The sequence below is a fragment of the Streptomyces odontomachi genome (assembly GCF_024435355.1).
Lineage (GTDB): Bacteria > Actinomycetota > Actinomycetes > Streptomycetales > Streptomycetaceae > Streptomyces > Streptomyces odontomachi.
In genome coordinates this window covers 288,800-309,096 of the sequence record NZ_JAMJWG010000011.1, presented here as the reverse complement: position 1 = coordinate 309,096, position 20,297 = coordinate 288,800, and the positions used below count along the sequence as shown (strand labels likewise).

Below are 20,297 nucleotides of genomic sequence, written 5' to 3'. Positions count from 1 at the left end.
CTGCGGGCGTCTGAGTGGTGCGGGTCTGCGCCCGCCGCCCGCGCTCATGGCGGAGGCCTGCCCTCCGGTCTCCGTACCCCTCGAAGACCATCGAACAGGCCCATTCACGCCTTGAGTTAAGTCTCTGTCCGTTCCAGCGTCAAGGCTTCGGTCCAGACCAGTGACGGTGCGCTCCGCTGGGGGTCGGCCGGGGCTCCGGGGGCGATGTGCGTTCAAGTCGTGAACGCCGGCCGAGGTGATGGCCCCTCAGATCACGGCGGGGTGGTGCCCGCCGATCCGAGGTACCCGGATTTGACGCGCGATGTCCCCATCGGTCACACCGGCCGGCCGGGGCGCCCGGCCGTGCCGCGGCCGTTACTCCGTCGGCTCGACGCCCACCCGGAGCAGTCCGTAGGTGTAGGCGTCCACCATGGCCTGCCAGGAGGCCGCGATCACGTTGTCGCCGACGCCCACGGTGGACCACTCGGCGCTGCCGTCGGAGGTGGTGACCAGGACGCGGGTGGTGGACTCGGTGCCGTGCTTGCCCTCCAGGATGCGGACCTTGTAGTCGACCAGCTCCAGCTCCGCGAGCTGCGGGTAGAAGCCCTCCAGGGCGCCGCGCAGGGTGCGGTCGAGGGCGTGCACGGGCCCGTTGCCCTCGGCGGTGGCGACGATGCGCTCGCCCTTCACCCAGAGCTTCACGGTGGCCTCGTTGGCATGCGTGCCGTCGGGGCGGTCCTCGACGATGGCGCGCCAGGACTCGGTGCGGAAGTAGCGGCAGGCGCGGCCCTCGACCTCTTCGCGGAGCAGCAGTTCGAAGGAGGCGTCGGCCGCCTCGTAGGTGTAGCCCTTGAGCTCGCGCTCCTTGACCCGCTCCACCACCCGGCCGACCAGCTCGCGGTCGCCGCTCAGATCGATGCCGAGTTCCTTGCCCTTCAGCTCGATGGAGGCGCGGCCGGCCATGTCGGAGACCAGCATGCGCAGCCGGTTGCCGACGAGTTCGGGGTCGATGTGCTGGTAGAGGTCCGGGTCCACCTTGATCGCCGAGGCGTGCAGGCCGGCCTTGTGGGCGAAGGCGGAGACGCCGACGTACGGCTGGTGGGTGGCCGGGGTGAGGTTGACGACCTCGGCGATGGCGTGCGAGACGCGGGTCATCTCCTTCAGGCTGCCCTCGGGCAGTACGTGCCTGCCGTACTTCAGCTCCAGGGCGGCGACGACCGGGAACAGGTTGGCGTTGCCGACCCGCTCGCCGTAGCCGTTGGCGGTGCACTGCACGTGGGTGGCGCCGGCGTCGACGGCGGCCAGGGTGTTGGCGACCGCGCAGCCCGTGTCGTCCTGGGCGTGGATGCCGAGCCGGGCGCCGGTGTCGGCGAGCACGGTGGCGACGGTGGCCTGGACCTGGGCGGGCAGCATGCCGCCGTTGGTGTCGCAGAGCACGACCACGTCGGCGCCCGCCTCGCTGGCGGCGCGTACGACGGAGGTGGCGTAGGCGGGGTTGGAGCGGTAGCCGTCGAAGAAGTGCTCGCAGTCGACGAACACCCGGCGGCCCTGGGCGCACAGGTGGGAGACGGTGTCGCGGACCATCTCCAGGTTCTCGTCCAGGGTGGTGCGCAGCGCCAGCTCGACATGCCGGTCATGCGACTTGGCCACCAGGGTGATCACCGGAGCGCCGGACTCGAGCAACGCCCTGACCTGCGGGTCCTCGGAGGCCTTGGCGTTCGCCCGGCGGGTCGAGCCGAAGGCCACCAGCTGGGCGTGCCGGAAGGTGATCTCCGCTTGCGCGCGGGCGAAGAACTCGGTGTCGCGCGGGTTGGCACCCGGCCAGCCGCCCTCGATGAAGCCCACGCCGAAGTCGTCAAGGTGGCGAGCGATGGCCAGCTTGTCGGCGACCGTCAGGTTGATGCCCTCACGCTGTGCGCCGTCGCGCAGCGTGGTGTCGAACACATGGAAGTCGTCAGACCCGGTGGGGCTCGTGCCGGTGACCTGACCGGTGGCGTTCATGCTGTCGTGACTCCTGTCGGATGGTGGCTGGCTGGCCTTGGACCTTGCCTGGCTCCATGTGCACCCCGGGCCGCGTGCGCCTCGTGTCCGGGAGGTCTCCCCGGATAACGAAAAGACCCCTCGCGGGTGCGAGAGGTCTGCGCGCGGGTCTGGGGCACGGTGCCGCTGCCGTGGGATTTCACGGTGCAGCGGTCACTGCGGACCGGCGCGCCTGCTGCCAATAATCATGGCGTACGAGGACACGCAGGCAGTCAACCACATGACTGGGCGGGATGCGGGGTGTGTCTCAAAATGCGAGCCGGGGCGCTCCGCTGGGGTTCGCCGATGACTCGGTGCCGGTTGCGTTCGGTTGCCGTCCCCCTGCGGGCTGCGCCCCCAGATCCCCCTTCGGCCTGGACGGCCTCGTCCTGAATCGGTTGCCGTCCCCCTGGGGGCTGCGCCCCCAGACCCCCCTTCGGCCTGGACGGCCTCGTCCTCAATCGCCGGACGGGCTGGTAGTGCTGGACGTGGGCCTGAGGGTGCCAGACGGGCTGGTGGTGCTGGACGTGGGCCTGAGGGTGCCGGACGGGCTGGTGGTGCCGGAGGTGGGCCTGAGGGTGCCAGGCGGGCTGGTGGTGCCGGAGGTGGACCTGAGGGTGCCAGGCGGGGTGGTGGTGCCGGAGGTGGGCCTGAGGGTGCCGGAGGCTGGTGGTGCCGGATCGTGCTGGTGGTGCGAGGGGGGTGGCAGCGGCCGGCGGTGTGCGGGGTGGCTGCCGGGGTGTCGGCGGAGTGTGTCGCGCGTCATAGTCCACACACGCCCCGTCATCGTCCACAGGGCTCTGCCTAGCATCGTCAGCACGCCGGGATCCGCGCGGCTCGGCGGGTGCATGTACGGCCCCTTTCACGACGCGTCGCTCCTTGCCCGTTACCTGGGCCACTGCGGACGCAGACGCCGCACGCACGCACACGCGTAGACGCACGTACACGCACGCGGTTCCTGTTCCAGGCACGCAGCTCCAGGCAGGAAACAGCTCCATGTAGCACGTAGCACGTAGCTCTATGCAGCCCGCACCAACCCCACACACCGGATGGAGATTGACATGCGCAGGACGAGCGCGCGGACCAAGACAGGCAAGGCGCTGGCGGTGGCGACGGCCGTGGCCGCGGTCGCCGGATTCACCGCGTGGCAGAGTGCCGCGGCCGAGACCGCGTCGCAGCCCGGCATCACGGCCGGCAGCGCGGTGGGCTACGGCGCCGGCACCACCGGAGGTGCCGGTGGCTCCACGGTCACCGTGTCGAACGCCACGGACTTCATCAAGGCGGTCACCAGCAGCAGTGCGACGACGGTCCAGGTGAACGGCACCATCAACCTCTCCTCCATGCAGAAGGTGGCGTCCAACAAGACCATCGTCGGTGTCGGCACCAGCGGCAAGATCACCGGCAGCGGTCTCAACGTGGCGAGCGTCAGCAACGTGATCATCCAGAACCTGACGTTCACCGGGTCGAACGACGACGCGATCAACGTCCAGTACTCGACCAAGGTCTGGATCGACCACAACGACATCTCCAACGCCTACGACGGCGCCACCGACGTCAAGCGGGCCTCGGACAACGTCACCGTCTCGTGGAACCACTACCACAACCAGGACAAGAACTGCCTGCTCGGCCACAGCGACGACAACGGCTCCGAGGACATCGGACACCTGCACGTCACGTACCACCACAACTGGTTCGACGGCACCGTGCAGCGCAACCCGCGGGTCCGCTTCGGCAACCCGGTGCACGTGTACAACAACTACTTCAACAACAACAGCGGCTACGGCGTGGCCTCCACGGAGAACGCCGGCGTGCTCGTCGAGGGCAACTACTTCGAGAACGTCGACGACCCGTACCACCTGGGTGAGGCGGACTCCGGCCCCGGCTCGCTGGTCGCCCGCAACAACAAGCTGGTGAACTCCGGCTCCGGCCAGACCGGCGGCTCGGTCAGCACCCCGTCGTACAACTACTCGCTCGACTCGGCGGACAGCGTCAAGTCGATCGTGACGGGCGGCTCCGGAGTGGGACACATCTGAGACCGGCTGCGGCGCGCCGAGAAACAACGTTCCACCACGGGACAAGGGCTCCGGCGCCCTTGTCCCGTTCGGCGCCCCCGGCTATCGTCCTCGCACCGCACGCCAGGCGTTCCACGAGCAGCGAGGACTTCACGATGGCGGAACCCACTCCGCCGTTTCGGCCGCCGCACCGCCCGCGGGGCACGCCAGGTGAACCGCCCGGGGATTCCCGGCGTCCCACCATCGGCCTGGTCGCGGCCAACATCCACCTCGGTGTCGGCGTCAGCCTCTGGTCCGGCGTGCTGGCGGCCGCCGAGCGCGCCGACGCGCATCTCATCTGCTTCCCCGGCGACCCCCTGAGCCCGGCGAGCGGCACCCGCAACGCCGCCTACGACCTCGTCGACGACCGGGTCCTGGACGGCGTCATCTGCTGGACGTCGACGCTGGGGCTGCCCGCGGAGACGGGCACCGAGCGCCCCGGACCCGGCGCGCCGGACGACCGCACCGAGGACGCCGCCCGGCGCGCCGCCGACCGGCTGGCGGGGCGGCTGCGCGGGCTGCCGGTGATCAGCCTCAACCGCGAGCTGGGCGACCACGAGACCCTGCTGCTCGACTCCTACGCCGGCATGCGCAAGGCGATCACCCACCTCGTCCAGGACCACGGCCGCAGACGGCTCGCCTGCATCCGGGGGCCGCTGGCCCACCCGGTCTCGGTCAACCGCTTCCGCGCCTACACCGACGCGCTGGGCCGCCACCACATCCCGTACGACCGGTCGCTGGTCGCCGCGTCCGTGGACTTCGCGGGCGGGGCGGGCGCCGCCGCCATGCGGGTGCTGCTCGACGTGCGCGGCCTGAAGCCGGGCCGGGACTTCGACGCGGTCGTGGCGTGCAGTGACGTGCTCGCCGCCGATGCGCTGCGCATCCTCGCCGAGCGCGGCGTACGGGTGCCCGAGGACGTGGCGCTGATCAGCTTCAACGACTCGACCGAGGCCCGGCTGAGCGATCCGCCGCTCACCTCGGTCGCGCTGCCCTTCGCCGAGCTGGGCGCGCTGGCCGTGGAGACGCTGCTGGCCCGGCTGCGCGGCACCGCGCCGCCGGCCCGCCGGGTGGTGCCGGGCCAGCTCGTCGTGCGCCGCTCGTGCGGCTGCCCCTCGCCCCTGGTCGCCCAGGGCGCGCCCGGCGCCGCCCCGGCGGAACCGGACGACACCGGCGCCGGGGCGTCCCCCGCCGGAGACGAGCCGGCGCAGGAGGGGCTGCCCGTCGCGGACGCCGAGCTCGCCGCGACCCTGCGCGCGCACGCCACCCGCGACCCGCTCGACACGGACGGCGCGGACTTCCTGGGGTTGCTGGAACAGCATCTGAGCGGGCTGTTGAGTACCTCACCGTCCGCCGCCGCCTGGGACCGCGCCCTGCTGCGGCTGCGCGCGAGCGCACTGCCCGCGCTGCCCGACGACGCCACCCGGGCGCGCGCCGAGCATCTCGTCGGCCAAGGCCGGCTGCTCGTCGCCGACAAGTCGCAGCGGCTGCTGGAGTACGAGCGCTGGGGCATGGAGCAGGAGTCGCGACGGCTGCGCGCGCTGGGCACCGCGCTGACCACGGCAGCGGACACCGCGGAGATCACCGCCGCGCTCGAACGCCATCTGCCGAGCCTGGACGTGCCCGGCTGCACCCTGCTCACGGCGTCCGACGACGGCGAGGCGCTCCGGCCGCCGCAGGGGCGGCGCCGCACGCTGGTGCTGGAGCCGCTGTCGATCGGTGGCGAGCGGCTCGGTTTCGCGCTGTTCGACACCGGGCCGCGTACCGTGGCCGCCCGGCAGGGGGCGCTCTTCCGGGCGCTCGGCGACCAGATCAGCGCGGCCCTGAAGGGCGTACGCCTCTTCGAGGAGGTACGCAGCGCCCGGGACGCGGCCGAGCAGGCCAGCCAGTTCAAGACCAGCCTGCTGGACAACGCGGCGGACGAGCTGCGCACCCCCGTCGAGGCGATCTGGCGGCAGACCCAGGACCGCGATCCGGCCACCGCCGAGCACGCCACGCGGCTGCTGCGGCTCATCGACGACCTGCTGGTGCTGTCCCGGTCCGGCATCGAGACGCTGGACGTGACGCGCCGGCTGCTCGATCCACGGTCGGTGCTGTCCGACGCCTTCACCGCGGTGGCGGGCGCCGCACCCGGGCGGCAGCACTGGCGGCTGGCGCTGCCGCGGCGGCTGCCCGCGTTGCAGGCGGACGCGGCCCGGCTGCGCCAGATCGTGGTCAATCTGCTCACCGTGGCGGCCGGCCCGGACACCAGCCTGACCGCGGAGGCCAGGCCCGCCGCGCTCCGGGTCCGGGTCACCGTCGCCGCTCCCGAGCTGCTGGTCGCCTCCGGGCTGCCGGAGGACGACGAGCACCTCGACGAGCGGCTCTTCGCACCGTTCGCCGCGCAGGTGCCGGGCAGCCGGCTCGACCTGGCCATGGCGCGGCGGCTCGCTGCGCTGCACGGGGGCACCGTCACGCTGCACCGTGCCGTCGACCCGCCCGAGTTCCGGCTCGACCTGCCGCTGCCGACCCCCACCGGACACTCCGTGCCGTCCGGCGGCACCGTGCTGGTGGCCGCGCCGGCCGAACCGCCCGCCGAGATCACCGCGCTGGCCGGGCAGCACGGGTTGCAGGTGCGGGTGCTGCATCCGGACGACGAGATCACGGCCCTGGTCGCGGAGCAGCCGCCGGCCGCGGTCGCCTGGGACGCCTGCGAGGTCCGGCCGCAGGAGTGGGCCACGGTCAACCGCCTGGCCACCCACCCGGCGCTGAAGCACGTGCCGTTCCTGCTGTACGGGCCGGTCACCGGCGACTCGCTCGGCGAGGCGCTGCGGGCGCTGCGCCCGCCGGGGCCGACCGAGCCGGTGATCGTGGTGGACGGCTCGGCGCGCTGCCGTGAGTGGCTGCGCCGGCTGGCCGGCCGGGTACTGCCCGGGCGTGGCGTACGGGCCGCCGCCGACGGCGCCACCGCCTGCGCCCTGTTCGCCGAGGACCCGCCGGCGCTGCTCGTCGTCGACAAGACACTGCCCGACATGGACGGCTTCGAGCTGGTGGAGCGGCTGCGCGAGACGACCGGGCAGGTGGCCGGGCAGCCGGGAGTGCCGGTGCTGATGCTCAGCTCGTCCGGCTTCACCTGGGCCGAGGCGCGCCGCGCGGTGCGCCATCCGGAGGTGGTGCTGCTGGGCCGTGACGTCCTCACCGACGCGGAGACCGCCCAGCTGCTCACCCAGATGCTTCAGCGCACCGATTCGGCCACCCAGCGCACCTACGCCCCGGTCCGCTACGCCCTGGCCTACCTGGAGCAGCACTACCGCCACCGCTTCTCGCGGCGCCAGGTCGCCGAGGCGGCCGGGCTGAGCGAGGACCACCTGGGGCGGTTGTTCCACCGCGAGATGGGCGTGACGTTGTGGGAGTACCTGACCCGGCTGCGCATCGAGCGGGCCAAGCAGCGGCTCGAGCACAGCGACGACAGCGTGCAGACGGTGGCCCGCGCCGTCGGCTTCCACGACCGTGCGTACTTCAGCCGCGTCTTCCACCGGGTCACCGGACTCGCCCCGCACGCCTACCGGGATGCGGGGCTGCGGACCGGTGCGGGCGCGGGCGTCCCGTCACCGGCCGGTGGCCCGGAGGCGACCCCGGCGGCCCCTCCAGGCCGGTGACGACCCGACGGCCTCGTCGTGGCTGGGCGCGCAGTTCCCCGCGCCGCCGACAGGGCGCTCTGCGCCCCAAAGGGGCGCGGGGAACTGCGCGAGCAGCCCACCACCGGGCCGGTGGTCCGGACACGGCAGCAACAGCCCCCTCGGGACGGTGACGCCCCGGGGGCCTTGTCGTGGCTGGGCGCGCAGTTCCTCGCGCCCTTTGGGTCGACGGGGCGGCCCCAGACCGCAATGGCAGGCCTTGGGCGTCAGCCCAGTTCGTGCATCCAGCCGTACGGGTCGGGCGCCGCCCCGGTCTGGAGGTCGAGGAGGGCCTTGCGGAGCCGGGCGGTGGCCTCGCCGGTCTGCCCGTCGCCCTGGGTCCACTCCCCCGCCTCGGACTTGACGGTGCCCACGGGCGTGATGACGGCCGCGGTGCCGCAGGCGAAGACCTCCGTGAGGGTGCCGTTCGCCGTGTCGCGCCGCCAGTCCTCGGTGGAGATGCGGCCTTCCTCGGCGGTGTAGCCGAGGTCCCGGGCGATGGTGAGCAGCGAGTCACGGGTGATGCCGGGCAGCAGGGAACCGGTGAGCGCGGGGGTGACGATGCGGTCCCCGTACACGAAGTACAGGTTCATGCCGCCCATCTCCTCCACCCAGCGGTGCTCGACGGCGTCCAGCCACACCACCTGGTCGCAGCCCTCGTCCTGGGCCTCCTTCTGGGCGAGCAGCGACGCGGCGTAGTTGCCGCCGGTCTTGGCGGCGCCGGTGCCGCCCTTGACGGCGCGCACGTAGTTCTCGGAGAGCCACACGGAGACGGGCTGCACGCCCCGCTCGAAGTAGGGCCCGGCGGGCGAGGCGATCACCATGAACAGGTACTCGTTGGCCGGCCGGACGCCGAGGCCCACCTCGGCGGCGAACATGAACGGGCGCAGGTACAGGGAGGCCTCGCCGTGCGGCGGCACCCATGCCTTGTCCTGCTTGACCAGGGCGTCACAGGCGGCCACGAACGTCTCGACCGGCAGCTCGGGCATCGCCAGCCGGCGGGACGAGGTCTGGAACCGCTCGGCGTTGGCCTCCGGCCGGAACGTCGCCACGCTGCCGTCGGGACGCCGGTAGGCCTTCAGGCCCTCGAAGATCGTCTGCGCGTAGTGCAGGGTCATGTTCGCCGGGTCGATGGAGAGCGGCGCGTACGGGACGAGCTGCGCGTCGTGCCAGCCACGGCCTTCGGTCCAGCGGATCGTCACCATGTTGTCGGTGAAGTGGCGGCCGAAACCGGGGTTGGCCAGAATCGCCTCCCGCTCCGCGTCGGCCAGCGGGTGTGCGGAGGGCTTCAGCTCGATCGTGGGCGTCGTCATGAGTCTTGTCCTTCACTGTGATGATGACGGCCGCGCCTTTACGCCCGTACGTCCCTGCATCGGTGCTGCGCCGCCTCGCGGGGCCTTCAAGGCCGTCCCGGGGCGAGCGGAGGCACGGAAATACTAGGACGTCCGAGCTTCCCTGCCTGCGGCACTACGTTCGATTGTCGCCGCGTACGGTGCGAAAGGGCAGAGTTCGGATGCGGCCCGGATGGTGGTGGCACCCGGCGCCGCATGGAGAAGCCGCCGGGGGCCATGAGGTCCCGGCGGCTTCAGGTGGGTCCGCCGGTTCAGGCGGATACTCGCTTGGCGAGGGCGTCACCGATCGCGTCGGTGCTGCGGGCTCCGTCACGCTCCGCGAGGTCGGCGGAGACGGCGTCCTCGATGCGGGTGGCCTCGGTGTCGTGGCCGAGGTGGCGCAGCAGGAGGGCGACGGACAGGATCGTCGCGGTCGGGTCGGCCTTGCCCTGGCCCGCGATGTCGGGTGCCGAGCCGTGCACCGGCTCGAACATCGACGGGTGGCTGCCGGTCGGGTTGATGTTGCCGGAGGCGGCCAGGCCGATACCGCCGGTGATGGCGGCGGCGAGGTCGGTGAGGATGTCGCCGAAGAGGTTGTCGGTGACGATGACGTCGAAGCGCTCCGGCTGGGTGACGAAGAAGATCGTCGCGGCGTCGACGTGCAGGTAGTCGGTGGTGACCTCGGGGTACTCCTGGGCGACCCGGTCGAAGATGTTCTTCCACAGGTGGCCGGCGTGCACCAGGACGTTGTTCTTGTGGACGAGGGTCAGCTTGCGGCGGGGGCGGGCCTGGGCACGCGCGAAGGCGTCCCGCACGACGCGCTCCACACCGAAGGCGGTGTTGACGCTGACCTCGGTGGCGACCTCGGCGGGGGTGCCGGTGCGCAGGCTGCCGCCGTTGCCCGTGTAGGGGCCCTCGGTGCCTTCGCGGACGACGACGAAGTCGATGTCGGGGCGGCCGGCGAGCGGGGTCGGCGTCTTCGGGAAGAGCTTGCTCGGGCGCAGGTTCACGAAGTGCTCGAAGGCGAACCGCAGCTTGAGCAGCAGGCCACGCTCCAGGACGCCGGACGGCACCGACGGGTCGCCGATGGCGCCGAGCAGGATCGCGTCGTGCTGCCGGAGGGCTTCGAGTTCGGCGTCCGGCAGGGTCTCACCGGTGCGGTGCCAGCGCTGGGCGCCGAGATCGTATTCGGTGGTCTCCAGCTTCACTTCCTGAGGGAGCACGGCGCGGAGGACCTTCAACCCCTGGGCCACGACCTCGGGGCCGATTCCGTCGCCGGGGATCACTGCGAGATTGATGCTGCGAGACATGCCGCGAACCTTACTCCCCGTCCCAGGGAATGACATAGGAGGTCCAACATGCGGACGACCGACGGGACGTGTGTGCGTGCCGGGCACGTGCACCCGGTACCACGCCATGGCCGGTGCGCCGCGTCAGAGGCGGCGAGCACGGCAGCGCGGCACGGGGCGACCCGGGCGGTGATGTGCGGGTGGGGTGGGGCGAGGACGCGGTGGCCTGCTCCGGCTGCCGGAGACGGGCAGGCCGGCGGGCGGCGACCGGTGATTGCGGGGCGCGCGGGGCGCACCGATCAGCAGTGCGATGCGGGTTCACGGCGCTGCGGTGACGTGCAACGCCGCGGAACCGGGCGGCCGGTGCGCTGAAACGACGGGGCGGGCTGGAGCGACGCGGGTGGTGCGGCGTGCGGCGCGGCGCCGGCTCAGCTGCCGTGGCCCCATACGCCGCCGTTGTCCCGGCGGTCGAGGGCGCGCTGGAGGGCAGCGGCGGCGTTCTTGCGCTCCGCCTCACTGAGACGGGTGCGGGTGCGGCGGACTCGGCGGACGGTCGTCTCGGCCATGCTGATCGACTCCTCGGTGCAATCAGGGAGCGCTGAGAGAGGGGTGGCCGGAGGGGCGGGGGGCGCACGCCGCAGGGATCGCCTGCATCGGGCGGTGGCCCACATCCGCCTTCGCTGGATCAGCGAGACGTTCGGCTCCTACAAAGCTAGGCGAGGAACGCGCTCCTGTCTCCACAAGTATTCGGACTTCCTACTATCTGAGACGGACATCACCCGAAAGCCTGCCCCGGGGTGGTGTCGGGGCACGCGAGAGCCGCCCGGGCACACCGCAGGGCCGGCCCCGGTCGTGGGGCCGGCCCTGCGGTGGAACGGGTCGCGGAAGGGCGGTCGTCAGCCCATGTGCGGGTACGTGTAGTCCGTCGGCGGCACCAGGGCCTCCTTGATCGCCCGGGTCAGCGTCCACCGCATCAGGTTCTGCGGGGCACCCGCCTTGTCGTTCGTGCCCGAGGCCCGTCCACCACCGAAGGGTTGCTGGCCGACGACGGCGCCCGTCGACTTGTCGTTGATGTAGAAGTTGCCGGCCGCGTAGCGCAGCTTCTCGCGCGTGAGGGCGATCGCGGCACGGTCCCCCGCGACGACCGAGCCGGTCAGGGCGTAGTCGCAGACCGACTCCATCTGGTCGAGCATCGCCTCGTACGCCGCAGCCGCGTCACCGGACGTGTCGTCGTACACGTACACGGCGAGGAACGGGCCGAAGTACTCCGTGGTGAAGACCTCGTTCTCGGGGTCCGTGCAGGTGACGACGGTGGGCCGGACGAAGTAGCCGACCGAGTCGTCGTAGCTGCCGCCGGCCACCACGGTGCACGACGGGTCCGCCTCGGCGCGGTCGATGGCCGCCTTGTTCTTGGCGAAGGCCCGCTCATCGATGACGGCGCCGATGAAGTGCGACAGATCGGTGACGTCACCCATCGCGATGCCATCCACCTCGGCCGCGAACTCCTCACGGAAGCCGGTGTTCCAGATCGACGCCGGCACATACGCGCGCGAGGTCGCCGAGCACTTCTGGCCCTGGTACTCGAAGGCACCACGGATCAGCGCCGTCTTCAGCACGGCACGGTCCGCGCTCGGATGGGCGACGAGGAAGTCCTTGCCGCCGGTCTCGCCGACCATGCGCGGGTAGGTCCGGTACGTCCCGATGTTCTCGCCGACCGTCTTCCACAGGTACTGGAACGTCTTCGTCGAACCGGTGAAGTGGACACCCGCGAGATCACGGTGGGCCAGCGCCACCTCGGACACAGCGGTGCCGTCACCCGTCAGCAGGTTGATGACGCCCTTGGGCAGACCCGCCTCCTCCAACAACCGCATCAGCAGGACCGCCGCCAGCGTCTGCGTCGGCGACGGCTTCCAGATCACCACATTGCCCATCAGGGCCGGCGCGGTGGGCAGATTGCCGGAGATGGCGGTGAAATTGAACGGCGTGATCGCGTAGACGAAACCTTCGAGAGGCCGGTGATCAAGCTGGTTCCACACCCCCGGCGACTGCGCCACCGGCTGCTCCGCAAGCAGGTCACGGGCATACTTGACGTTGAAGCGCCAGAAGTCGATCAACTCGCACGGCGCGTCGATCTCCGCCTGCTGCACGGTCTTGGACTGCCCGAGCATCGTCGCGGCGGCAATCGTCTCCCGCCACGGCCCAGACAGCAGGTCGGCGGCGCGCAGGAAGATCGCAGCCCTATCGTCGAACGACATCGCACGCCAGCCGGGTGCAGCGGCAAGCGCCGCGTCGATGGCATCCTGTGCATCCTGCCGGGTGGCCTGTCGAGCGGTGCCGAGCACGGCGCGATGGTTATGCGGCTGCACGACCCGGAAAGGCTCGCCACCACCCAGCCGCCGCGCACCCCCGATGGTCATCGGAAGGTCGGTCGGGTTGTCCGCCAGCTCCTTGAGGGCGGCCTCCAGCCGGGTGCGCTCCGGGGAGCCGGGCGCATAGCCGAGCACCGGCTCGTTGACCGGCGCGGGGACCTGGGTCACAGCGTCCATGGTGATGCCTTTCTTTGCGCCTAAACCGGCGCCGCTTTCGCGGACCTGGTTGATCGCCGTTGGGGTTGCTCAATTGATGGTTGCTGTAGTGGGGCGTTATCAGTCGGTCGCCGGCGTGGGTGGTGTGAATCAGCCGGTGGCGTGGGGCTTTGTGGGTCGGTGGGCGGTGTGGGGTGGTGTGAGTCGGTCGCCGGGGTGGGCGATGTGAATCAGTCGGTGGTGTGGGGTGGTGTGAGTGTGAGTCGGTCGCCGGCGTGGGCGGCGTGAGTCAGTCAGGTGTGTGGGGTGGTGTGAGTCGGTCGGTGATGTGGCGGTGTGAATCAGTCGGCGTGGGCCCGGGGTGCCGGGTGGGCCCGGGGTCACCCCCGGGTGACCATCGAGCGTAGGAAGAACGCCAGGTTGGCCGGGCGCTCCGCCAGGCGGCGCATGAAATAGCCGTACCAGTCGGTCCCGTAGGCGGTGTAGATGCGCATCCGATGACCCTGGGCGGCGAGCCGGGCCTGCTCGTCGGGCCGGATGCCGTAGAGCATCTGGAACTCGTACCCGTCCGGGCCGCGACCGGCACGCTGGGCCAGATCCTGCGCCACGCAGACGATGCGCGGATCGTGCGAGCCGACCATCGGATACGCCTCACCCGCCATGAGGATCTTCAGGCAGCGGACATACGCCTTGTCGACCTCCGCCTTGTCCTGGTGGGCGACGGCAGGAGGCTCCTTGTAGGCCCCCTTGACCAGTCTCACCCTGGAACCTGCCCGCGCCAACGCCCGGCAGTCGTCCTCGCTGCGGAACAGGTACGCCTGGACGGCCGCGCCCGTCGAAGGGAAGCGGGTACGCAGTGCGGCATGGACGGCGAGGGTCGAATCGGTCGTGGTGTGGTCCTCCATGTCCAGGGTGAGAGTGCTGCCGATCCGCCCGGCAGCCTCGGCGACCTCCGTGGCATGGGAGAGGGCGAGGTCATGGCCACCGGACAGCGTCTGCCCGAACGCCGAGAGCTTCACCGACACCTCGGCGCGCATCTCCAGCCCCAGCGGCGCCAGTGCCTCGATCAGCCGCAGGTACGCGTCCCGGGCGCGCAGCGCGTCAGCCCGGTCCGTGACGTCCTCACCGAGCACGTCCAGAGTGACGTCCAGACCCCGGTCGGTCATGTCCTTGACGACCGGCAAGGTCGCGCCGATGGTCTCGCCCGCGATGAAACGGCTGACGACAGGCCTGGTCAGGGGCGCGGTGGTCAGGACGCGGCGGGTGACGCCGCTGCGCGAAGCGGCGAGTATCACGGGACCCAGCACGGGGCACCTCCACGGGAGTAGGACCGTCGCCGTGTGCGGCCCGTGCCGGCCGGACGCCCATGGCCACATGGACGCCGCCCTGCGCGGACGGCCGCGGGTACGACCGGGCCGTTTCGAGCCAGTGCCCGCCGTCGAGCTCACGCCCTATATGCGGATGGTTCGGAATAAGCCGGGACGCAATACGGAGAACCACCGTGAAATCTAAGGATCTCTCTGATCGTCCGCCATCGACAGCTGTCACGCATCCGTGGCCTGGATCTCAGACATATGTCTGAAAGGGTGGGGCAGGGAGCGCGACGGGGACACGAGGCAGGCGCCGTAGTGAAAGGGGGTGTAATGGGGGCGTGAAAGGCGATTACCAGGAGCTGGTAGATGAGATCTCGGTCCTGCTCGGCACCCCGGCGACGCTGGAGGACCGCGACTTCAGCCTGATCGCCTATGGTGCACAGGGCAGCGGCAGCGACTTCGACGCCTCCTCGCTCGACCCGGTACGCACCCACTCGATCCTGACCCGGCACTCCACGGCGGCGGTCCGCACCTGGTTCGAGGCCTTCGGCATCACCCGCGCCACCGGCCCGGTGCATATCCCCGTGGCGCCCGAGGCGGGCGTGCACCGCGGTCGTACCTGCCTCCCGGTACGCCATCGAGGTGTCGTCCTGGGCTACGTATGGCTGCTCGACGCGCCCGGCGGGGACAGGCCGGACGAGCAGCAACTGTCCGCCGCCATGGAGGTGGCCACCCGGATCGGTGCGCTGCTCGCTGCGGAGGTGCGCGCCGGAGCGGATCTGACCAGGGAGTTCCGGACCGTCCTGACCGCCGGCGGCCGTGCCGCGCGGCACGCGGGGGCGGCCGGTGCCGCGGAGGCCGCGGCCCTCGTCGCCGCCGATCTCGCCGCCCTCCGCGCCGAGCTGGGCGCCGACGCGGACGGCCTGCACACCATCGTCTGCGTGACCCCGTGGCCCTCGGCCGACCCGGACGACGTCCCGGCACCGCGCACCTTGCCGGGCGCCTCGGCGGTGTGCACCGTGCCGTGGGACGCAACCGCCGGGGTGGCCGGAAACCTCGCCGCCCCCGGCAAGGCCACCCACGCGCCCGGCGCTGCCGGCGGCACGGACGGCGGGCAGAGTCTCGCGGTCCTGATCCGGCTGCGCGCCCCGGACGTGCTCACGCCCGCCCTGTCCGCCGCCACCCGGATGCACGAGACGGCCGAGCGCAGGCTACGGGGCGAGCAGGGCCAGCACGGTGAGCGCGGGCGGCGCCCCGCGGGCGGCGCGGCGGCCGGGGTGGCCGCACCGCGTCGGGGCCTGGCCGAACTCACCCGCTCCTGGCGCGAGGCGAGCGCAGCGGCCCGCGCCGCCCGCGCGGAGAGCAGGCTGGGACCGATCGCCCAGTGGTCCGCGATCGGACCGTACCGGCTGCTGACGGCGCTGCCCGCGTCCGCCGCCCTGGACCCGGTCGTCCACAACCTGCTCAGGCCGGCGCACCGCGAACTGGCCCGGACCGCCGAGGCGTTCCTGGACTGCGCGGGCCAGGCCGGACGCACCGCGGCGGAGTTGGGCATCCACCGCCAGACCCTCTACTACCGGCTGTCCCGCGTCGAACAGCTCACCGGCCTCGATTTGGCCAACGGCGAGGACCGCCTGCTGCTGCACATGACACTGAAGGGCGCACGACTCTAGGGAACGCGGCCCTGCGAAACGTGGCGCCGGGAAGCTCGACTCTGGTGCCGCGTCGCGCCTGTCCCACGTCTATTGCACGTCGTCTATCGCACGCCATCCGCCTACGGCACGTCGCCCGCCGCCTTGAAGCCCGCAACCACCCGACGCAGCCCCTCCGTGAGCTGGTCGGCGTCGGTCGCCGTGTCCGGGTCGAAGAGCCACTGGACCATGAGGCCGCTCAGGATCGTCTGGTAGAAGCGCCCCTCGGTCTCGACGGTCTCCTTGTCGAGGTCCTCCTCGGGCACACCGTTGAACAAGGGGAGGATCCCCGCCCGCCCCTCGCTCTGCGCCTCGCTCAGCAGCCGGCGCGCTTCGGGCATCCGGTCGCCCTGCAAGAGGAACTCGTAGCTCAGCAGCCAGATCGCGCGGGATTGCGGCACGGCGCGAATGACGTTCGCCCAGACCTCCCGGAAGCGCTCCAGTGACCCCGGGGGCGCCTCGGTCGGCGCACCCGCCGGCTCACCGAAGGCCTCCCCCATCTCCTCGATGAGCGCGACGTACGCCTTCACCAGCAGGGCGTCCTTGGATCCGTAGTGGTAACCGATCGACGCCAGGTTGGTCCCGGACTCCTTGACGATGTCGCGGGCCGTGGTGCGCATGAAGCCCTTCTCCAGCAAGCAGCGCTTCGCGCCTTCCAGCAGATCCTCGCGGTGTCCCATGAAGCCACCCTATGCCGTGCCATACATCCGTCTCAGACGCGTGTACGCGTGCCGAGGTGCACGCATTCACCCGGGAGATCGAGATATCCACCCCAGCGCCAGTGCCCCGTACAAGCGTCTCATACGCACGTCTCATACGTTCGCCCTAGACATACGTTTAATACGTGCGTACATTTCCTTGCATGACGCACTCCAAGGCGCCGTCGAGCGCGACCGTGGCCCGAGCCGTCCCCGCGGCCCGACCAACCCCGCCCCTCTCACCCAGCACCACCACCCAGCCCTCTCAGACCCCTCAACCCCCTCAGGCACCGCACCCCGCGCGCGCCGGGCGGCGGGAGTGGGTGGCGTTGAGCGTGCTGATGCTTCCGCTGCTGCTGGTGTCCATGGACGTGTCGGTGCTCTACTTCGCGGTCCCGGCGATCGGCGCCGACCTGCGGCCGAGCGGCACCCAGCAACTGTGGATCTTCGACATCTACGGCTTCGTGCTCTCCGGGCTGCTCATGACGATGGGCTCGCTCGGTGACCGGATCGGCCGGCGCAGGCTGCTACTGATCGGCGCCGCCGCCTTCGGCGCGGCCTCGCTGACCGCGGCGTACGCGAACAGCGCCGAGACCCTGATCGCGGCCCGTGCGGTGCTCGGCGTCGGCGGCGCCACGCTGATGCCGTCGACGATGGGCCTGGTGCGGCAGATGTTCCAGGACGCCGGCCAGCGGGCCCGGGCCATCGGTATCTGGTCCGGGGTGATGACCGGCGGCATCGCGCTCGGTTCGGTACTGAGCGGGCTGCTGGTCGAGCACTTCTGGTGGGGCTCGGTGTTCCTGGTCAACCTGCCCGCGATGGTGCTGCTGCTGGTGCTCGGGCCGGTGCTGCTGCCGGAGTCCAGAAATCCACGGGCCGGGAAGTTCGACCTGGTGAGCGTGCCGTTGTCGCTGGCGACGGTGCTGCCCATCGTCTACGGCATCAAGGAGATCCCCTCCGAGGGCTGGCACGCCCGTTACGGGCTCTCCCTCGCCGTGGGGCTGGTGTTCGCCGTGCTGTTCGTGCGCCGGCAGCGCACCGCGGCGACACCGCTGATCCCGCCCGCGCTGTTCCGCAACCGCGGCTTCGGCAGCGCCGTCGTACTGAACCTGATCGCCTCGTTCGCGATGCTCGGCTCGGCGCTGTTCACCACCCAGTACCTACAGTCGGTGCTCGGCAAGAGTGCGATGGAGGCGGCGCTGTGGGCGCTGCTTCCCTCGGTCCTGATCGGCTTCGCCGCACCGGCCGGTACGGCGCTGGTGCAGCGCGGGGTGAACCGCGGAGTGGTGGTCGCCATGGGGTTCGGTACCGCCGCGGTCGGTTACGGCCTGCTCGCCCTGGCCGGTACGGACTCGCTGTGGACGGTGCTCGCGGGCGCCGGTGTGCTCGCCTCCGGCATCGTGACCGTCATGTCCCAGATGACGGACCTGGCGCTCGGTGCGTCTCCGGAGGCCCGGGCGAGTGCCGCGGCGTCCCTGCTGGAGACCGGGCAGGAGTTCGGCGGCGCGCTGGGGATGGCCGTCCTGGGCTCCGTTGGCACCGCCGTCTACCGCCACGAGGTGCCTGCGGCGGCGCCCGCCGGGGCGCGGGAGACGCTGGGCGGCGCGCTGGCGGAGGCGGCACGGCTGCCGTCCGGTGCCGCGGCGGATCTCCTTCACGGGGCGCGGGCCGCGTTCACCGAAGGGATGAACGTGGTTGCGATCGTCGGTGCGGTGGTTCTTCTTGCGGCGGCCGTGCTCACCGCGCGCTTCGTGAGCCGGGGCGCTGCCCCGGAGCCCGGTTCGCCGGCGTCGGCCTCGGCTGCGACCACCCGCTAGCCCCCGCTAGCCCGGTGGTCCGGACCGGCAGAAGCTGCCCTCTTCAGGTCGGTGACGACCTGACGGTCTCGTCGTGGCTGGTCGCGCAGTTCCCCGCGCCCCTTGTCAGCGGGCGCTACGCGCCCACCAAGGGGCGCGAGGAACTGCGCGAGCAACCATCCACCGACCGGCGCTCCGGGCACAACACCAACCACCCCACCCGGACGGTGAACGGCCCAGGGGGCACCCCTGGGAGGGCACCCCCAACAGGCACCGGCCCAGGCCGGGCCGGACAAGGACTACTCCGTGAGGTCGACCGACCGAGCGGAGGCGGTGCCGATTTCCGCCGCGACCTCCGCGAGCACCGGTGCCGGCACCGTGCCGTCGACCGTGAGGACCGCGAGGGCCTCGCCGCCGGCCGTGGAGCGGGACACCTGCATGCCGGCGATGTTGATGCCGGCCTCGCCGAGCACCCGTCCGACCGCGCCGACGACACCCGGCCGGTCCTCGTACCGCAGCACGATCATGTGATCGGCGAGGGCGAGGTCGACGGTGTAGTCACCGATGGCGACGATCTTCTGGTGGTGCTTGGGGCCGCTGAGGGTGCCGGAGATGGCGACCTCCTCGCCTCCCGTGAGGGTGCCCCGGACGGTGATCACGTTGCGGTGCTCGGGGGACTCGCTGCTGGTGGTGAGCCGTACCTCGACACCACGCTCCTGGGCGAACAGCGGGGCGTTGACGTAGGAGACGGTCTCGTCGACGACGTCCTCGAAGACACCCTTGAGGGCGGAGAGCTCCAGCACCTTGACGTCGTGCTGGGTGATCTCGCCGTACACCTCGACATCGAGCCGGGCGGCCACCTCGCCGGCGAGGGCGGTGAAGATACGGCCGAGCTTCTCGGCGAGCGGCAGCGCGGGGCGCACGTCCTCGGCGATGACCCCGCCCTGGACGTTCACCGCGTCGGGCACCAGCTCGCCCGCGAGGGCCAGCCGTACGGACTTGGCGACCGCGATGCCGGCCTTCTCCTGGGCCTCGTCGGTGGAGGCGCCGAGGTGCGGGGTGGCGACCACCTGGTCGAACTGGAACAGCGGGGAGTCGGTGCACGGCTCCTTGCTGTACACGTCGAGGCCCGCGCCCGCGACCCGGCCCTCCTTGAGCGCCGAGTGCAGCGCCTCCTCGTCGACGATGCCGCCCCGGGCCGCGTTGACGATCCGGACGGACGGCTTGACCTTGTGCAGCGCCTCGTCGTCGATGAGGCCCAGGGTCTCGGGGGTCTTGGGGAGGTGGACGGTGATGAAGTCGGAGACCTGGAGCAGCTCGTCCAGGGAGAGCACCTTCACGCCCATCTGGGCGGCACGCGCGGGCTGCACATAGGGGTCGAAGGCGACGATCTTCATGCCGAAGGCGGCCATCCGCTGGGCGACCAGCGCGCCGATCCGGCCGAGGCCGACGACGCCGAGGGTCTTCTCCGCCAGCTCGACACCGGTGTACTTCGAGCGCTTCCACTCGCCGTTCTTCAGCGCGGCGTTGGCCTGCGGGATGTTGCGGGCCGAGGAGATGATCAGGCCGCAGGCCAGCTCGGCGGCGGTGACGATGTTGGACGTCGGGGCGTTGACGACCATGACGCCGGCCTTGGTGGCGGCGGCCACGTCGACGTTGTCGAGGCCGACGCCGGCGCGGGCGACGACCTTCAGCCGGCGCGCAGCGCCCACCGCTTCGGCGTCCACCTTCGTCGCCGAGCGGATGAGGATGGCGTCGACGCCCGCGATGGCGTCGAGGAGTTCGGCGCGGTCTGCACCGTTGCAGTGCCGGATCTCGAAGTCGGGCCCCAGCGCGTCAACGGTGGCCGGCGACAGCTCTTCGGCGATGAGTACAACGGGTTTCTGCGACTCAGTGCTCACGTATGCCTCACAAGTCCCTGGTGGGTCCCTGCCCATGCTCCTCGTGCAGGA

General features: G+C 71.4%; 12 protein-coding genes. 4 read left to right on the top strand and 8 right to left on the bottom strand.

Annotated features, from left to right (window positions below):
• Window positions 1-354: 354 nt before the first annotated feature.
• Window positions 355-1,980 carry a citramalate synthase gene (cimA, locus tag NQO67_RS23470; protein WP_255952155.1) on the bottom strand — a complete coding sequence of 542 codons (1,626 nt, stop codon included), beginning with the start codon at window positions 1,978-1,980 and terminating at the stop codon, window positions 355-357.
• A gap of 1,079 nt (window positions 1,981-3,059) precedes the next feature.
• Here cimA and NQO67_RS23465 point away from each other — a divergent pair.
• Together NQO67_RS23465 and NQO67_RS23460 are read left to right on the top strand one after the other, a co-directional pair.
• Complete coding sequence (locus NQO67_RS23465) at window positions 3,060-4,031, top strand: pectate lyase family protein (protein ID WP_255952154.1); 972 nt, start codon at window positions 3,060-3,062, stop codon at window positions 4,029-4,031.
• Window positions 4,032-4,165: 134 nt separating this feature from the next.
• Window positions 4,166-7,684, top strand: a complete 3,519-nt coding sequence (locus NQO67_RS23460; RefSeq protein WP_255952153.1) for a substrate-binding domain-containing protein — start codon at window positions 4,166-4,168, stop codon at window positions 7,682-7,684.
• Between the two features lie 245 nt (window positions 7,685-7,929).
• Here NQO67_RS23460 and NQO67_RS23455 read toward each other — a convergent pair whose 3' ends face one another.
• The 5 genes from NQO67_RS23455 to NQO67_RS23435 form a co-directional block, all read right to left on the bottom strand.
• Window positions 7,930-9,015 (bottom strand): branched-chain amino acid aminotransferase, encoded by a 1,086-nt coding sequence (locus NQO67_RS23455; protein WP_255952147.1) that lies wholly within the window; start codon window positions 9,013-9,015, stop codon window positions 7,930-7,932.
• A gap of 290 nt (window positions 9,016-9,305) precedes the next feature.
• Window positions 9,306-10,343 carry a 3-isopropylmalate dehydrogenase gene (locus NQO67_RS23450; protein ID WP_255952146.1) on the bottom strand — a complete coding sequence of 346 codons (1,038 nt, stop codon included), beginning with the start codon at window positions 10,341-10,343 and terminating at the stop codon, window positions 9,306-9,308.
• 407 nt (window positions 10,344-10,750) lie between these two features.
• A complete protein-coding gene (locus tag NQO67_RS23445) occupies window positions 10,751-10,888 on the bottom strand; it encodes a hypothetical protein (protein ID WP_255952144.1) in 138 nt (45 codons plus the stop codon).
• A 330-nt stretch (window positions 10,889-11,218) separates the two neighbouring features.
• A complete protein-coding gene (gene pruA, locus NQO67_RS23440; protein WP_255952143.1) occupies window positions 11,219-12,868 on the bottom strand; it encodes an L-glutamate gamma-semialdehyde dehydrogenase in 1,650 nt (549 codons plus the stop codon).
• A gap of 359 nt (window positions 12,869-13,227) precedes the next feature.
• A complete protein-coding gene (locus tag NQO67_RS23435) occupies window positions 13,228-14,154 on the bottom strand; it encodes a proline dehydrogenase family protein (protein WP_255952142.1) in 927 nt (308 codons plus the stop codon).
• A 344-nt stretch (window positions 14,155-14,498) separates the two neighbouring features.
• On the opposite strand from NQO67_RS23435, the gene NQO67_RS23430 reads away from it, so the two are divergent.
• A complete protein-coding gene (locus tag NQO67_RS23430; RefSeq protein ID WP_255952141.1) occupies window positions 14,499-15,833 on the top strand; it encodes a helix-turn-helix domain-containing protein in 1,335 nt (444 codons plus the stop codon).
• A gap of 101 nt (window positions 15,834-15,934) precedes the next feature.
• Here the strand turns inward: NQO67_RS23430 and NQO67_RS23425 are convergent, their stop codons facing one another.
• Window positions 15,935-16,531 carry a TetR/AcrR family transcriptional regulator gene (locus tag NQO67_RS23425; protein WP_255952140.1) on the bottom strand — a complete coding sequence of 199 codons (597 nt, stop codon included), beginning with the start codon at window positions 16,529-16,531 and terminating at the stop codon, window positions 15,935-15,937.
• A 359-nt stretch (window positions 16,532-16,890) separates the two neighbouring features.
• On the opposite strand from NQO67_RS23425, the gene NQO67_RS23420 reads away from it, so the two are divergent.
• Window positions 16,891-18,366, top strand: coding sequence for an MFS transporter (locus NQO67_RS23420; RefSeq protein ID WP_255952189.1), 1,476 nt, complete (start codon window positions 16,891-16,893; stop codon window positions 18,364-18,366).
• A gap of 278 nt (window positions 18,367-18,644) precedes the next feature.
• Here NQO67_RS23420 and serA read toward each other — a convergent pair whose 3' ends face one another.
• The gene (gene serA, locus NQO67_RS23415; RefSeq protein WP_374119067.1) at window positions 18,645-20,246 is read right to left on the bottom strand and encodes a phosphoglycerate dehydrogenase; all 1,602 of its coding nucleotides are present in this window, start codon (window positions 20,244-20,246) and stop codon (window positions 18,645-18,647) included.
• Between the last annotated feature and the right edge of the window lie 51 nt (window positions 20,247-20,297).